The 15707-nt window shown below is 46.4% G+C and carries 14 protein-coding genes; all 14 read left to right on the top strand.

Going from position 1 to position 15707, the window contains the following annotated elements; all coding sequences use genetic code 11:
- Nucleotides 1–226 precede the first annotated feature (226 nt).
- The 14 genes from ACFFUV_RS07915 to fliI all read left to right on the top strand — a co-directional run bounded on the left by ACFFUV_RS07915 (nt 227) and on the right by fliI (nt 15704).
- On the top strand, nt 227–1360 hold the full coding sequence (locus ACFFUV_RS07915; RefSeq protein ID WP_390191027.1) for a flagellin: 1134 nt from the start codon (nt 227–229) through the stop codon (nt 1358–1360).
- A 262-nt stretch (nt 1361–1622) separates the two neighbouring features.
- Nucleotides 1623–2756: a flagellin gene (locus ACFFUV_RS07910; protein WP_390191024.1), complete on the top strand. Its 1134-nt coding sequence runs from the start codon at nt 1623–1625 to the stop codon at nt 2754–2756.
- Nucleotides 2757–2832: 76 nt separating this feature from the next.
- On the top strand, nt 2833–3261 hold the full coding sequence (gene flaG / locus ACFFUV_RS07905) for a flagellar protein FlaG (RefSeq protein WP_390191021.1): 429 nt from the start codon (nt 2833–2835) through the stop codon (nt 3259–3261).
- 26 nt (nt 3262–3287) lie between these two features.
- The gene (fliD, locus tag ACFFUV_RS07900) at nt 3288–5270 is read left to right on the top strand and encodes a flagellar filament capping protein FliD (RefSeq protein ID WP_390191020.1); all 1983 of its coding nucleotides are present in this window, start codon (nt 3288–3290) and stop codon (nt 5268–5270) included.
- Nucleotides 5257–5580 carry a flagellar protein FliT gene (gene fliT, locus ACFFUV_RS07895; protein ID WP_390191018.1) on the top strand — a complete coding sequence of 108 codons (324 nt, stop codon included), beginning with the start codon at nt 5257–5259 and terminating at the stop codon, nt 5578–5580. Before fliD ends, fliT begins: the two co-directional genes overlap by 14 nt.
- 14 nt (nt 5581–5594) lie before the next feature.
- Entirely contained in the window at nt 5595–6005 is a 411-nt protein-coding gene (gene fliS / locus ACFFUV_RS07890; protein ID WP_390191017.1) for a flagellar export chaperone FliS, read from the top strand.
- Nucleotides 6006–6246: 241 nt separating this feature from the next.
- The gene (locus tag ACFFUV_RS07885; protein ID WP_390191016.1) at nt 6247–7716 is read left to right on the top strand and encodes a sigma-54 dependent transcriptional regulator; all 1470 of its coding nucleotides are present in this window, start codon (nt 6247–6249) and stop codon (nt 7714–7716) included.
- Between the two features lie 129 nt (nt 7717–7845).
- Complete coding sequence (locus ACFFUV_RS07880; RefSeq protein WP_390191014.1) at nt 7846–8904, top strand: sensor histidine kinase; 1059 nt, start codon at nt 7846–7848, stop codon at nt 8902–8904.
- A gap of 2 nt (nt 8905–8906) precedes the next feature.
- The gene (locus tag ACFFUV_RS07875; RefSeq protein ID WP_390191013.1) at nt 8907–10316 is read left to right on the top strand and encodes a sigma-54-dependent transcriptional regulator; all 1410 of its coding nucleotides are present in this window, start codon (nt 8907–8909) and stop codon (nt 10314–10316) included.
- Between the two features lie 95 nt (nt 10317–10411).
- Nucleotides 10412–10723: a flagellar hook-basal body complex protein FliE gene (gene fliE, locus ACFFUV_RS07870; RefSeq protein WP_390191011.1), complete on the top strand. Its 312-nt coding sequence runs from the start codon at nt 10412–10414 to the stop codon at nt 10721–10723.
- 14 nt (nt 10724–10737) lie between these two features.
- A complete protein-coding gene (gene fliF / locus ACFFUV_RS07865) occupies nt 10738–12483 on the top strand; it encodes a flagellar basal-body MS-ring/collar protein FliF (RefSeq protein ID WP_390191009.1) in 1746 nt (581 codons plus the stop codon).
- Complete coding sequence (gene fliG / locus ACFFUV_RS07860) at nt 12476–13531, top strand: flagellar motor switch protein FliG (RefSeq protein WP_390191008.1); 1056 nt, start codon at nt 12476–12478, stop codon at nt 13529–13531. Before fliF ends, fliG begins: the two co-directional genes overlap by 8 nt.
- Before the next feature lie 50 nt (nt 13532–13581).
- The gene (gene fliH / locus ACFFUV_RS07855; RefSeq protein WP_390191007.1) at nt 13582–14385 is read left to right on the top strand and encodes a flagellar assembly protein FliH; all 804 of its coding nucleotides are present in this window, start codon (nt 13582–13584) and stop codon (nt 14383–14385) included.
- Nucleotides 14385–15704 carry a flagellar protein export ATPase FliI gene (gene fliI, locus ACFFUV_RS07850; RefSeq protein WP_390191006.1) on the top strand — a complete coding sequence of 440 codons (1320 nt, stop codon included), beginning with the start codon at nt 14385–14387 and terminating at the stop codon, nt 15702–15704. The genes fliH and fliI overlap by 1 nt, the downstream gene beginning before the upstream one ends.
- Nucleotides 15705–15707 lie beyond the last annotated feature (3 nt).

Raw genomic sequence — 15707 nt, 5'->3', positions numbered from 1 at the left:
TTATCGGCGCTGCTTCGCTGGACTTTAGCAAAAAAAGTGATTTTTTGTGTTTTATTGATGCTTCATCACTATTTATTGGCGAAAGCGAGTTTTTTTTAAAAATTCGAAAAAAAATTCTAAAGGTTTAAAACCTGGCGCCGTTAAAAAAAGTAACTTTGAGAGAACTACTTGGTTTTCCGAGACGTCGGAAACCGGAAACATCGGAAAATCAATTGGAGAAATCACCATGGCAGTGAATGTAAATACAAACGTATCAGCAATGACAGCACAGCGTTACTTAAACAGCGCTAACAATGCACAACAAACTTCAATGGAACGTCTATCTTCAGGCTTCAAAATTAACAGCGCTAAAGATGACGCAGCGGGTCTACAAATTTCGAACCGCTTGAATGTGCAAAGCCGCGGTCTTGATGTTGCAGTACGAAACGCAAATGATGGTATCTCAATCGCTCAAACCGCTGAAGGTGCGATGAATGAAACCACCAATATTCTGCAACGTATGCGTGACCTATCGCTACAATCAGCGAACGGTTCAAACTCAAAATCAGAGCGTGTCGCAATTCAAGAAGAAGTAACCGCTCTAAACGATGAACTTAACCGTATTGCAGAAACCACATCATTCGGTGGTAACAAGCTACTTAACGGTACATTCGGTACTAAATCGTTCCAAATTGGTGCTGATAACGGTGAAGCGGTTATGCTATCACTTAGCGATATGCGCTCAGACAACGTCGGTATGGGTGGTAAAGCTTATCACGCAGCGGAAGGTAAAGATAAAGACTGGACTGTACAAGAAGGTTCTAACGACCTAACGGTAACCTTGACCGATAAACAAGGTGAAGAGCAAACCATCAATATTTCTGCTAAAGCAGGCGATGATATTGAAGAGTTGGCGACTTACATCAACGGTCAAACTGATATGGTTAAAGCGTCAGTTAACGAAGATGGTCAGCTACAAATGTTTGCTGCGGAGAGCAAAGTGACGGGTGATGTTGCGTTCTCTGGTGGCCTTGCAAGCGAACTGAGCTTTGGTCCTGCTCAAGACGTTACCGTCGATAACATCAATGTAACGACAGTGGGTGGCGCGCAAGAGTCTGTCGCGATTATCGACTCAGCACTGAAATATGTTGATAGTAACCGTGCAGAGCTAGGTGCTTTCCAAAACCGCTTCAACCACGCTATCAGCAACTTAGACAACATTAACGAAAACGTGAACGCTTCGAAGAGCCGTATCAAAGATACCGACTTCGCGAAAGAAACAACGGCACTAACCAAGTCGCAAATTCTTTCTCAAGCATCAAGTTCTGTTTTGGCTCAGGCGAAACAGGCGCCTCAAGCCGCATTGAGCTTGCTAGGTTAATCACGGATTCATCTCAAAAAATCCAGCTTCGGCTGGATTTTTTTTGCCTGCGATTTGGTGATTCCATCGCGGAAATAGAAGAACGACATATTGCTAAATCGATCACATAATTTCGCTCTTGAATAAAAAAACAGCAATTATCGTGTTTTTTTTCTAAAGCTTCCGTTTAGGGGGCCGTTAAAGGATTGAGAGAAATGAGATGCGCTGAAGTGAGGTGAGAGACACGAAAGCGCATCACCCTTAAATGCCAAAGGAGATCGATATGGCAATTAACGTTAACACCAATGTGTCGGCGATGACCGCACAGCGCTATCTAAATGGTGCTGCTGATGGTATGCAAAAGTCGATGGAGCGTTTGTCTTCGGGTTATAAAATTAATAGCGCCAAAGACGATGCTGCAGGTCTACAAATATCCAACCGTTTAACGTCGCAAAGTAATGGTCTAAACATGGCTGTGAAAAACGCGAATGATGGTATCTCCATTGCACAAACTGCAGAAGGTGCAATGAACGAGACCACCAATATCCTTCAACGTATGCGTGACTTGTCACTGCAATCTTCTAATGGCTCAAACTCAAAGTCTGAACGAGTGGCGATCCAAGAAGAGGTAACCGCGTTGAATGATGAGTTGAATCGTATTGCAGAAACCACGTCGTTTGGTGGTAACAAATTGCTTAATGGTTCGTTTGGTAATAAGTCTTTCCAAATTGGCGCAAGTTCTGGTGAAGCCGTGATGCTCTCTATGGGCAACATGCGTTCAGATACCGCCGATATGGGCGGTCAGGCTTATGTGGCCGCTGAAGGAAAAGCACCGGATTGGTCTGTTTCTGAAGGCAGTACAGATTTCACCTTGAGCTACACTAATAAAGAAGGTGAACAGCAAGATCTCACGATTAACGCGAAAGCAGGTGATGATATTGAGCAGCTTGCGACATACATCAATGGTCAAAGCTCTGACATCAAAGCATCGGTAGGGGAAGAAGGTAAATTGCAACTGTTTGCATCTTCTCAGCAGGTGGATGGTGAAGTCACGATTGGTGGTTCGCTAGGCTCTGAAATTGGCTTTGGAGCGGCGCAAGATGTGACAGTGGCGGATGTCGATGTGACTTCTGTTGCTGGCTCGCAAATGGCGGTTTCCGTCATTGATGGTGCGCTGAAAGCTGTGGATAGCCAACGGGCGGAACTGGGTGCATTCCAGAACCGTTTTGGTCATGCTATCAGCAACTTAGATAACATCAATGAGAACGTGAATGCATCACGTAGCCGAATCAAAGATACTGACTATGCAAAAGAAACGACGCAAATGACGAAGTCGCAAATTTTGCAACAAGCCAGTACTTCTGTTCTGGCGCAAGCGAAGCAATCACCATCGGCAGCTCTAAGCTTATTAGGTTAATCGATAGGTTCTTATTGAGCTTATTGGGACAAGCGATATTTATGTTGCAGACCTAAAAGGTGGAAGGGAGATTGTTATGGAACTACCGTCCTACACATCGAACGTCCAGCCTTACGGCTCACAAAGTGGCACTAAAATTGCTTCTAAATACGATAATGCCCAGAGTGTGTCTTCGCAAAATGAAGGAAATGCGTTAAGAGAGGTGGCTGAACAGGCAACCCAATCTGTAGACCAAGCGATCGAGCGTACACAAATGCGCGAGAGGTTAAACAGGGAGGAGCGCCAAAAACTGGTAGAGCAGATGAACGAATTTATTTCATCCATCAATACCGGGTTATCTTTTCGAGTCGACGAAGAGTCGGGGAGAGAAGTGGTCACCATCTACGAAGCGCAAACTGGCGATATTATTCGCCAGATACCGGATGAAGAGATGCTGGAAGTGTTACGACGCTTACGAGTTCAAACCGCCCGCTATTCATCAGGGTTGGTGAATGACAAAGTGTAAATCGTTGAAAGTTTGAGGTAATTTGAATGAGTCTAGGCCCTATAGGGATGAATTCTGGCATGGATATCAATTCCATGGTCAGCAAAATTGTTGAGGCAGAGCGGCTTCCAAAGCAGCAACGCATCAACAATGAGCAGACTAAAATTGATTCCAATATCAGTGCCTATGGGCGACTCAGGGAGTCGCTGGACACAATGAGAAATCTCATGACGAATTTTCGTCAGGAGAAAGCGTTTGCTGCTCGACGTGTTGAAACGAGCAATGACGGTGTTGTGTCCGCGACCGCAACAACGGAAGCGATCGCTGGTCGATATGCTATCGATGTGTTGCAGCTTGCTCAAAGTCATAAAGTGGCGTCCGACGTATTACCGGAGGACGCCAAATTTGGCCCCGGAAAGCTGCAAATTTCTATGGGTGAACGCAATTTTACCGTGGATGTTCGCAACAATTCTCGTTTGATTGATATCGTGCGTGGTATCAACAACAGCAATTCAAACCCTGGCGTCCGAGCCTCTGTGATTAATGATATGCAGGGACCCCGGCTCATCGTTGCCGCCAACTTACCCGGTGAAGACAACCAAGTTGGTATTCGTGTTGATGCAGCAAAAGGCGATAACCTCAACCGTTTCGAATACAAAACCCTTGAGCAGCGAGTACGTGATTTAGAAAAAGCTCGTAATCAGGCTCAAGAGCTGTTGGCTCCGCTGTCACCAGAGGAGCAAAAAGTTGCCGATGAGATAGCCAACCGCAATGTTGAAGCGGCAAAATCTGCCGATCAAGAACTGGCGAGCAGTGCTGAACAGGCTGCTTTGCAGACTGACCCGACAGCGGGCAGTGAAATGTCAGAGTCAGCATTGGCTGCAGCGGCGAAAGCAGGTACCGAAGCGAATCGCTATCTCAAGCCTGAAGAAAGAATTCCTGGCTGGACAGAAACCGCGTCAGGTACATTACTCGATTCATACCAAGAGCCAGAACCTGAGCTCGATGAAAAAGCATTAGAAAAATCGCAGCAAGTACCAGGATGGACCAATACCGCCTCTGGGACACTCACAGATTCTTATGTCACGCCTCAAGAAGCGCAACAAGCGTTAGAAGTTCAACTTGAAGCTGAGCGTGATGCGATCAACCGTGCAATTAAGGCTGGAGATTTAACCGAGGAAGAGGCAAAACAAGCGGTAAGAGCTCAACTTCCTGAAGAGCAGCGTGCTTATCTAGAGCGTGTGGATAAAACCAAGCAAGACCTCGATTCAGCCCAAGACGCCTTTGATGCCTACCAAGGTATGATTCAGGTTCAAGCTGGGCAAAACTCGGAAGTAATGCTGGATGGCATTGCTAAACTATCGAGTAATAATAATGTCATCGAAGATGCTATCGAAGGGGTAAATTTAACCCTGAAAGGCAAAACCGATCCGAATCAGCCTGCATCAGAAATTGATGTCGAATACGATCGTGAAGGAGTACGCCAAGACATTGAGCAATTTGTCGCGGCTTATAATCAATTCCACCAAGTAGCGAAAGAATTAGGCGGTGTTGATCCGCGTACTGGCGCTGCTGGGCCTTTGGCGGGAGACAGCGTTGTTCGTAGCGCCGAATCACGTTTAAAAACGGTGCTTTCAACCTCAATTGACACAGCGCCGCCGGATCTTAAAAGTTTGACTGAATTTGGGATTACCACGACTCGACGTGGTGACCTCGAAATCAACTACAATATGCTGAATAAGCAGCTCAACAATAACTTTACCAAAATGGCCGACTTCTTTGGTGGGAACCAAGGTTTTGCCAAACAGGTGGAGGATGCGATTCAGAGCATGACTGGAGTAACAGGCTCAATTCGAACCCGAGAACGTAGCATGGTGGAACGTAACCACCGCTTGCAGGATGAGCAGGCGAATTTAGATCGTCGTATGGAGTCGATAGAGCAGCGGACACACGCCAAATTCTCGGCGATGCAAGATGCGACCAGTAAAATGCAGTCGCAACTTGCGGGGATGATGAATGCCCTTGGATAAGGAATTTGAGCAGAAGTTGGTTCAATTGGGTGATCTTGATCACGATTTAATGAACTATCTTATGAGTAAAGACGTTAATACTGAAGAAATCGTCGTACTCGTCGATACAAGGGAACAGTTATTGCAATCATTGTTCAATATGGTTGAGCAGTCTCCAGACTATGCGAAGCACCCAAAATGGCATGCAGCAGTTCAAGAGACGCAGCGTATTGTTGAACTGATGCAATCCAAGACCGATGAATTGAGCTTGGCGTTACAAAAGTATCGCTATGGTAAAAAGTCGGTTCAGCAGTACAAAAAGTTTTTATAGGAAAGAGGATAATTATGCGTGGTTCGTTACAGGCTTATAAAAAGGTATCAGTAGATAGCCAGCTCAGTGCGGCCTCTCCGCATAAGATTGTTCAAATGCTGATGGCAGGTGCGATTGAACGCCTTATTCAGGGAAAAGCGGCCATGGAGCAGGGCAATATTCCTGTAAAAGGAGAGCGCTTGGGTAAAGCCTTGGATATTATTATCAGTTTAAGAAGTTGTCTTTCGATGGATGATGGCGGAGATATTGCGCAAAATCTTGACCAGCTTTATGAGTTCATGATTACTCAAATTACCGCAGCGAACCATCAGAACAATCCTGACTATATTGATGACGTGATCGATATTATCCGTGAAATTAAGTCCGCTTGGGATCAAATTCCCAACGAATTTCATAATTTGACCGCCTCGGATGTAGGAGCGTAGGAAATATCTGACCTATACGCCTGAATTTTGCAGAATTTTTGTCCGGTTTGGATTAAAAGTCACATCAAATGACGGCTTGGTTGCCATATTTTTTATAATCCCTAGAATAAGAGCCACTATTAGCCTAGTGGCTTTTTTTGTTGCTGATATTTGTAAGTAATGTCTATAGTTAGAATTAATTAGAGAGTAAATTACAAAGTTTCAGTCACCGCGTTTCAGACTAAGGCGATCATTCTCACCTATGCAAGGTTTAGCAAAACTACTTGTGATTGAAGACAGCGCTCAGGCGCGCACCAATCTCAGTAATATCTTAGAATTTGTTGGAGAGCAGTGCGAAGCGATTCATTCTGATCAAATCAATGACATTGATTGGTCACAATTTTGGGCGGGATGCATTATTGGCTCTTTGCAAGGTGGTCAACTCACCGCAGAGTTGAGTGAAAAGTTATTTACTGCCAATCATGTTCCTATCTTGATTGCAGGTAAGCATCATTATCCTGTTGATGAACATACAAATTATGTTGGTGAACTCGAGTTCCCTCTCAACTACCCTCAATTGAGCGAAGCGCTGCGTCACTGCAAAGAATTTCTTGGTCGCAAAGGCATCAATATTGTTGCATCTGCACGTAAAAATACCTTGTTCCGCAGTTTGGTCGGGCAAAGTATTGGTATTCAAGACGTCCGCCATCTCATCGAGCAAGTTTCTTCTTCAGAAGCCAACGTTTTAATTTTGGGTGAATCGGGCACCGGTAAAGAAGTGGTCGCTCGCAATATTCACTATCATTCACCACGTCGAGGTGGGCCGTTCGTCCCGATTAACTGCGGCGCAATTCCACCTGATCTGCTTGAAAGCGAACTTTTTGGTCATGAAAAAGGGGCGTTTACTGGGGCCATCACCTCAAGAAAAGGTCGTTTTGAATTGGCTGAAGGGGGCACACTGTTTCTTGATGAGATTGGCGATATGCCAATGCCGATGCAAGTTAAATTGCTACGTGTACTTCAAGAGCGCTGCTTTGAGCGTGTTGGTGGCAACACCACGATTAAGGTCAATGTTCGTGTGATAGCGGCGACTCACCGCAACCTCGAAGATATGATTGGGGATGCGTCATTCCGCGAAGACCTCTATTACCGACTCAACGTATTTCCTATCGAGACGCCAGCTTTACGTGAACGTCGAGAAGATATTCCACTGCTGCTTCAAGAGTTAATGACTCGAATGGAAGCCGAAGGCGCTCAGCCGATTTGCTTTACCCCTCGGGCCATAAATTCTTTGATGGAGCACAATTGGCCTGGTAACGTTCGAGAGCTGGCTAACTTGGTAGAACGGATGATTATTCTTTATCCAAATAGTTTGGTTGACGTTAATCATCTACCGACGAAATATCGTTACAGCGATATTCCTGAGTTTCAACCGGAATACCGTGACACCAATACGGTTGAAGAAGAAGAGCGTGCTGCGCTACACGATATTTTTTCAAGCGATTTTAGTTTGGAAAGTGTCGATAATCTTCAAGATAACTTGAGTAGTGCTCCTCAAGCCTTGCCTTCTGAGGGGATCAACCTCAAAGAGATGCTCTCTGAACTTGAGATCAATATGATTAACCAAGCGCTTGATGCGCAAGGCGGTATCGTTGCGCGAGCGGCAGACATGCTTGGGATGCGTCGTACGACGCTGGTTGAGAAAATGCGGAAGTATAATATTCAGCGTTAGGCGCGAATGTTAATAGAATGGCATCTGTCAAAAAACTGACCAATACATAACTAATTGATAAATATAAAAAATAGGCTGGCGTGCTTTTTGCATTCCAGCCTATTGTAGTTTTATTGGCAGAAATACGACATGCAACCGACTCCATCCCCAGAACAAGCAATTCCTCTTGGCTCCCTAGAAGAGCAGGTGGAACGTTATCAACAAGTCATTGAAGTGATGCCAGCAGGGGTAATCTTGCTGGATACTCAAGGCATGGTACATGAAGCGAATCCAGAAGCGCAGCGCTTGCTGGAAGTGCCTCTGGTGGGCGAAAAATGGTTTTCGATTATTCAGCAGGTATTTGCGCCGCGTGAAGATGATGGTCATGAGATCTCATTACGGAATGGACGTAAAGTGCGTTTAGCGATATCGGCTTCTGCGACGGGGCAACTTATATTGATCACTGATCTTACCGAAACCCGTTTATTGCAGTCACGAATCAGTGATTTACAGCGTTTATCCTCAATTGGACGAATGGTGGCATCACTGGCTCACCAAGTCAGAACGCCGTTATCGAGTGCGATGCTATATGCATCAAACCTCGCTGCACCGAACCTACCCAGTGCAACGAAAGATCGTTTTCAAACCAAGCTAATGGATCGTCTTTACGACTTAGAGAAGCAAGTCAACGATATGTTGCTGTTCGCAAAAGGTGGCGATAATAAGGTCGTTAAGCCTTTTACCGTTCAAGAGTTAGCAGATGAATTTTCGCCAATGGTTGAGGCGGCTGTGAAAAACAACCAAATTGATTATGAATTGACGTTAGAGAATGCTGACGTGAGTTTACTTGGCAATGCGAATGCGGTGGCATCGGCATTGAGTAACTTAGTGATGAATGCGATTCAAATTGCAGGCAAAGGCTCGCAAGTCGATGTGTTCTTTCGTGTCGTGGATGGGGAATTACGCATTTCGGTTCAAGACAGTGGGCCTGGTGTTCCTCAAGAGTTACAACACAAAATTATGGAACCATTTTTTACTACACGTTCACAAGGTACAGGCCTTGGACTAGCGGTAGTACAAATGGTTTGTCGCGCACATGATGGCCGCTTGGAGCTTTACTCCGAGCAAGGCGAAGGTGCTTGTTTCACAGTGTGTATGCCTATCGAGCGTAATACACAAGCCACACTAGAAATGACAACTGGAGAATGATGATGGCTCAAAGTAAAGTCTTAATCGTTGAAGATGATGAAGGTCTACGTGAAGCGCTGGTGGATACGCTCGCTTTAGCTGGCTACGAGTGGTTAGAAGCGGACAGCGCGGAAGATGCGTTGATTAAGCTGAAGTCAGAAAATGTCGATATCGTCGTTTCTGATGTCCAGATGGCTGGCATGGGTGGATTAGCGTTGCAGCGTAATATCAAACAGCACTGGCCAAATTTGCCCGTATTGCTGATGACCGCCTACGCCAATATTGAAGATGCTGTGAGCGCGATGAAAGAAGGCGCAATTGATTACATGGCGAAGCCATTTGCTCCTGAAGTGCTACTGAATATGGTCAGTCGCTATGCGCCAGTGAAATCAGACGACAACGGTGATGCCGTGGTTGCGGATGAAAAAAGCATCAAGCTATTGGCACTGGCTGACAAAGTGGCCAAGACCGATGCCAATGTCATGATCTTAGGGCCAAGTGGTTCGGGTAAAGAGGTGATGTCACGCTACATTCACAACGCCTCCAATCGTAAAGACGGCCCTTTTGTCGCCATCAACTGTGCGGCTATTCCTGACAATATGCTAGAAGCGACCTTATTTGGTTATGAGAAAGGGGCCTTCACTGGTGCAGTACAAGCGTGTCCGGGGAAATTTGAACAGGCTCAAGGTGGCACCATTTTGCTTGATGAGATCAGCGAAATGGACCTCAACCTTCAAGCTAAACTGTTGCGTGTTCTTCAAGAACGTGAAGTAGAACGCTTAGGTGGGCGCAAAAGTATCCAGCTTGATGTTCGAGTGTTGGCGACCAGTAACCGTGACTTGAAGCAATACGTTCAAGAAGGTAATTTCCGTGAAGATTTATACTATCGTCTAAACGTTTTTCCAATCTCGTGGCCTGCGCTTAAAGACCGCGCCGGAGACATCGCCCCGTTAGCAAAACATCTTGTAGAGCGTCACTGTCAAAAATTAGGCATGCCAATGCCCGAGATGGCCGATGGTGCCATTCGTAAACTTTTGAGCTACCCATGGCCAGGTAATGTTCGTGAATTAGATAACGTTGTGCAACGTGCGCTGATTCTGAGTGAAAACGGCAACATCAACGATGAGCATATTCTTTTAGAAGGGGTGGATTGGCAGGATGCAGGAAGCTTACAACAAGCGGTAGAAACAGGGCATGTGGCTACGCCGCATGTTGCGCCGGTCGCAGAAGAGCTGGATTGGCAGGCAAGCCTGAACAATGCGGCAGGTCTCGGGAGCGAACTCCGTGATCAAGAATATGCCATCATTCTTGAGACCTTGGTTCAATGTAATGGACGTCGTAAAGAAATGGCAGAGAAGTTAGGTATCAGCCCACGCACGCTTCGATATAAACTGGCGAAAATGCGTGATGCGGGTATCGAAATTCCCGGTTAATCACATTGTTTAGTATAACTTTTGAGATGGCATGCTAATTGCTCCATAAGTTTAGTGAGTGATAATTTGTCAAAGAGTTGACGTCTGAGGTAGTGATGAGAATTGACGGTTTTCAAAGTGAAATGCAAGCCATGATGATGGAAGCGACAGGGACAAAAACGTCCCCGACCGGACAACAAGTTGCCAATGATTTTGGTGACATGCTATCTCGTGCCATCAACAACGTGAACGGTTTACAAAAAACATCAGGAGATTTGCAAATGCGCTTTGATCGCGGAGATGAAGATGTGTCTTTGTCTGATGTGATGATTGCTCGAAACAAATCTAGCGTCGCTTTTGAAGCGACCATTCAAGTACGTAACAAGCTTGTTGAAGCGTACAAAGAACTGATGAACATGCCGGTTTAATTTAGGTACTACGTGTGGCAGAGCAAAATCCATCTACCGATCTAACGGTGACCGAACCAGAAACTGGAACCGCGGTTGCGGCGTCTTCTGACGTCGAACTTGAGGAGCAAAATCCAGATCTTGGTGAGAAAAGTTCATCACGCTTTGATATGGCCGTGGGTGATCTCGACCTAATGCGTCAAGTCGTGTTGGTGATTTCTATTTCGATCTGTGTTGCCTTGATCGTCATGTTGTTTTTCTGGGTTAGAGCACCAGAAATGCGTCCGCTGGGTGCTTATGAAACGGAAGAGCTGATTCCCGTTCTCGATCATCTTGACCAGCAAAAAATTGATTACCACTTAGATGGTAACACCATCTTAGTTCCTTCATCCGATTACAACAGCATCAAGCTCGATATGGTTCGTGCTGGACTGAACACTGAAAAGCAGGCCGGTGACGACATTCTGCTTCAAGACATGGGCTTTGGTGTTTCACAACGCTTAGAACAGGAACGTCTCAAGCTGAGCCGCGAGAGACAACTGTCAAAAGCCATCGAAGAGATGAAACAAGTGCGTAAGGCGCGTGTATTGCTTGCCTTACCAAAACAGAGTGTTTTCGTTCGCCATAATCAAGAAGCGTCGGCGTCCGTCTTTTTAACCTTGCGTATGGGGGCTTCTCTTAAGCAAGAAGAAGTTGATTCGATAGTCGATATGGTGGCCAGTGCGGTTCCAGGCATGAAACCAACTCGTATCACGGTGACGGATCAACATGGTCGCTTGCTCAGCTCAGGCTCACAAGATCCTGCCTCCGCAGCACGTCGTAAAGAGCATGAGTTGGAACGTAAACAAGAGCAGGCGTTGCGTGAGAAAATTGATTCTGTCCTCATTCCGGTTATAGGACTGGGTAACTACACAGCGCAAGTCGATGTGGAATTGGATTTCAGTGCCATTGAACAAACGCGTAAGCAGTTTGATCCGAATACACCTTCGACGCGCAGCGAATATACGCTTGAAGACTATAATAACGGTAATGTGGTCGCAGGTGTTCCCGGCGCGCTCAGTAATCAGCCTCCGGCGGATGCCTCGATTCCACAAGATGTCGCGCAGATGAAAGATGGTTCATTGATGGGCCAAGGATCTGTGCACAAAGAAGCAACACGTAACTTTGAGCTTGATACCACCATCAGTCATGAGCGTCGTCAAACCGGAATTATAAATCGTCAAACGGTTGCGGTGGCCATCAAAGACCGCGCGATCGTTAACCCAGAAACAGGGGAAACCACTTATCAACCTTTGTCTGATGCTCAACTGAACAGTATTCGACAACTGTTAGTGGGTGCTGTTGGCTTTAGTGAACAACGTGGTGATTTGCTGAATGTGCTGAGTATGCAATTTGCTGAACCTGAAATGGAACAAGTTCAAGACTTGCCAATATGGGAAAACCCGAACTTCAACGATTGGGTACGTTGGTTAGCCAGTGCGTTAGTCATTATTGTGGTTATTCTTGTCTTGGTTCGCCCAGCGATGAAGAAACTGCTCAATCCTGCAGCGGATGACGATGACCAAATGTACGGCCCTGATGGGTTACCAATTGGTGCTGATGGTGAAACTAGCCTGATTGGCAGTGACATCGAAGGTGGGGATTTATTCGAGTTTGGCTCGACCATTGATCTACCAAATTTGCATAAAGATGAAGATGTGCTGAAAGCAGTAAGAGCCTTGGTGGCGAATGAACCTGAACTCGCAGCACAAGTAGTGAAGAATTGGATGACAGATGCCTAACGAAATCGTACCTCAAGGCCAAGATGGCGAAGAAGATGAAAACTTGGTGGATATCTCGACCATTCCGGGCGAGGAACGTGCTGCCATTCTGCTATTGAGCCTCAACGAAGAAGATGCGGCGGGAATTATTCGCCATCTCGAACCGAAACAGGTTCAGAGAGTCGGTAGCGCAATGGCTAAGGCGAAAGACCTGAGTCAAGGTAAAGTCAGCTCTGTCCATCGTGCATTTCTCGAAGATATCCAGAAATACACCAACATCGGTATGGGCAGTGAAGACTTCATGCGTAATGCGCTGGTTGCCGCCTTGGGTGAAGACAAAGCCAATAACTTGGTTGACCAAATCTTATTGGGTACTGGTTCAAAAGGATTGGATTCTCTGAAATGGATGGATCCACGCCAAGTCGCTAGCATAATCCTTAATGAACACCCACAGATTCAGACCATCGTACTGTCCTACTTGGAACCGGATCAATCTGCAGAAATTTTGTCGCAATTTGCTGAGCGTGACCGTCTGGACTTAATGATGCGTATCGCCAACCTTGAGGAAGTTCAACCGTCCGCTTTGGCGGAGTTGAACGAAATCATGGAGAAACAGTTTGCCGGTCAGGCAGGTGCCCAAGCGGCCAAAATTGGTGGCTTGAAAGCTGCAGCCGAGATCATGAACTACATGGACAACAACGTCGAAGGCATTCTGATGGATCAGATTCGCGACCAAGACGAAGACATGGCAACGCAAATTCAAGATCTGATGTTTGTGTTCGAAAACCTCAACGAAGTCGACGACCAAGGCATTCAGAAATTACTGCGCGATGTCCCGCAGGACGTCTTGCAGCGTGCGCTTAAAGGTGCCGATGACACCTTGCGTGAGAAGATCTTCAAGAATATGTCTAAACGTGCTGCTGAGATGATGCGTGATGATCTTGAGGCAATGCCGCCGATTAAAGTATCCGATGTCGAAGCCGCGCAGAAAGAGATCTTGGCCATTGCTCGTCGTATGGCAGACAGTGGCGAGTTGATGCTTTCTGGTGGTGCGGACGAGTTCTTGTAATGAGACAGCGCTTAGCTCGCAGCGCAGAATAAGAAACATTAGGTAATCAAATGACGGTTGAAAGAAAACGCGGTTTCTTACGTATTGATGATGACACAGTCGTCGATAAACCTCAGAAATGGGGTCTGCCTGACTATGGCTCAGAAACACGTAAGAAAGCAAAAGAAACCGCGCTCAACTATGACCCAAGCTGGGCACCTGATTTTTCAGAGCCTGCAGAGCCAGAACCGATAGAACTGACAGAAGAGCAAATCGAACTGATCAAGCAGCAAGCGTATCAGGATGGATTGCATCAAGGTCAAGAGGCCGGGTTTAAACAGGGCTATGATAAAGGCAAAGAGCAAGGTTTTGCTGAAGGTCATCAAGAAGGTTTGGAAGCGGGTAAAATTGAAGGTGTCGCTGCAGGCCAAGAGTTTATTCAAGAACAAGTGAAGACGTTCATCAACCTAGCGAACCAGTTTGCACAGCCTCTTGAGCTTATGAATGCTCAGGTTGAAAAGCAACTTGTCGATATGGTGCTGACTCTGGTCAAAGAAGTGGTGCATGTGGAAGTGCAAACGAATCCACAATTCATTCTTGATACGATTAAACAAGCGGTGGAGATTTTACCCATTGCCGGACACGCCATCACTCTAAAACTCCATCCTGACGACGTAGACATCATTCGTTCCTCGTTTAGTGAAGAAGATTTAGGTATCCGTAATTGGACGCTGAATAGCGAGCCTGCGCTCAATCGAGGTGATGTAGAAATTGAGGCGGGAGAGTCGAGTGTGAACTATCGCATCGAAGACCGCATTCGTTCGGTTATTCAAAGCTTTTGCGGTGTTAATCGTCATCATCAAGGTGGTGAATAATGTTAGCTCTCGCCGAACGCCTTAGTCACTATAAATCCGAGAACTTAACTTGCCGCCCGGTTGCCTCAGGCAAACTGGTGCGCGTTGTCGGTTTGACGCTTGAAGCTACAGGGTGTCGAGCACCGATTGGCAGCTTATGCAAAGTCGAAACCATGAATGGTGATATGGAAGCCGAAGTGGTGGGCTTTGCTGGCGATCGTTTGTTCTTAATGCCGAGCGAACAGATCGTGGGTGTGTTACCTGGCGCCAAAGTCACCCCTGTAACCGAAGAGGCGGGCTTGCCTGTCGGTATGGAGCTTCTTGGCCGTGTGATTGATGGTGTTGGGAATCCTCTTGATGGGCTTGGGCCGATTTACACCGATAAGCGAACTTCGTTTCATGTCGATCCAATTAACCCATTAGCCCGTAAACCGATCAGCGAGCCGTTGGATGTCGGTATCAAAGCGATTAATGGTTTACTGACGGTGGGTAAAGGTCAGCGTATTGGCCTGTTTGCTGGTTCTGGTGTCGGTAAATCGGTGACACTGGGAATGATGACTCGAGGAACCAATGCTCAAGTAGTGGTGGTTGGGTTAATCGGTGAGCGTGGACGAGAAGTTAAAGAATTTATTGAAGAAATTTTGGGCGTTGATGGACGTCAGCGTTCTGTCGTGGTGGCAGCGCCAGCCGATGCTTCGCCCTTAATGCGTCTCAAAGGTTGTCAAACGGCGTTGACCATTGCTGAGTATTTTCGTGATCAAGGGCTTGATGTTTTATTACTGCTGGATTCGTTGACCCGCTTCGCCCAAGCGCAGCGTGAAATCGCCTTATCCGTTGGTGAACCGCCAGCGACCAAAGGGTACCCACCATCGGTATTTGCAAAGCTGCCCGCATTGGTTGAGCGGGCAGGCAATGGTGATGAAAATCAAGGCTCTATTACCGCTTTCTTTACTGTATTAACCGAAGGCGATGATCTACAAGACCCGATAGCCGATGCATCACGAGCCATCTTAGATGGGCATGTGGTGTTGTCTCGCGAAATGGCCGATGCTGGCCATTATCCAGCGATTGATGTTGAGAAGTCAGTGAGCCGGGTGATGCCACAAATCACCTCTGAAGAGCACATGTTGATGTCTAAAGCGGTCCGCCAAGTGCTTTCTGTGTGCCGTAAAAATCAAGATTTAGTCTCTATTGGTGCTTATAAACCGGGAGCCGATCCGGCAATTGACAGTGCCTTTACGTTAAAGCCGAAATTGGATGAGTACTTACAGCAAGGCATGAAAGAGAGTGTGCCTTATGATATGTGCGTCAATATGCTGAAGAGTATGTTAGGAGGCTAATAA

Source organism: Vibrio olivae, from assembly GCF_042428525.1.
In the GTDB taxonomy this organism is placed as follows: Bacteria; Pseudomonadota; Gammaproteobacteria; order Enterobacterales; family Vibrionaceae; genus Vibrio; species Vibrio olivae.
Note: the sequence above shows the minus strand (reverse complement) of the source record. Positions and strands in the feature narration are given on the sequence as shown.

Bases quoted from the DNA above. Each gene is read 5' to 3' on its own strand.
- ACFFUV_RS07915 (WP_390191027.1), top strand. From the start codon at position 227: ATGGCAGTGAATGTAAATACAAACGTATCAGCAATGACAGCACAGCGT.
- ACFFUV_RS07910 (WP_390191024.1), top strand. From the start codon at position 1,623: ATGGCAATTAACGTTAACACCAATGTGTCGGCGATGACCGCACAGCGC.
- flaG (WP_390191021.1), top strand. From the start codon at position 2,833: ATGGAACTACCGTCCTACACATCGAACGTCCAGCCTTACGGCTCACAA.
- fliD (WP_390191020.1), top strand. From the start codon at position 3,288: ATGAGTCTAGGCCCTATAGGGATGAATTCTGGCATGGATATCAATTCC.
- fliT (WP_390191018.1), top strand. From the start codon at position 5,257: ATGCCCTTGGATAAGGAATTTGAGCAGAAGTTGGTTCAATTGGGTGAT.
- fliS (WP_390191017.1), top strand. From the start codon at position 5,595: ATGCGTGGTTCGTTACAGGCTTATAAAAAGGTATCAGTAGATAGCCAG.
- ACFFUV_RS07885 (WP_390191016.1), top strand. From the start codon at position 6,247: ATGCAAGGTTTAGCAAAACTACTTGTGATTGAAGACAGCGCTCAGGCG.
- ACFFUV_RS07880 (WP_390191014.1), top strand. From the start codon at position 7,846: ATGCAACCGACTCCATCCCCAGAACAAGCAATTCCTCTTGGCTCCCTA.
- ACFFUV_RS07875 (WP_390191013.1), top strand. From the start codon at position 8,907: ATGGCTCAAAGTAAAGTCTTAATCGTTGAAGATGATGAAGGTCTACGT.
- fliE (WP_390191011.1), top strand. From the start codon at position 10,412: ATGAGAATTGACGGTTTTCAAAGTGAAATGCAAGCCATGATGATGGAA.
- fliG (WP_390191008.1), top strand. From the start codon at position 12,476: ATGCCTAACGAAATCGTACCTCAAGGCCAAGATGGCGAAGAAGATGAA.
- fliH (WP_390191007.1), top strand. From the start codon at position 13,582: ATGACGGTTGAAAGAAAACGCGGTTTCTTACGTATTGATGATGACACA.
- fliI (WP_390191006.1), top strand. From the start codon at position 14,385: ATGTTAGCTCTCGCCGAACGCCTTAGTCACTATAAATCCGAGAACTTA.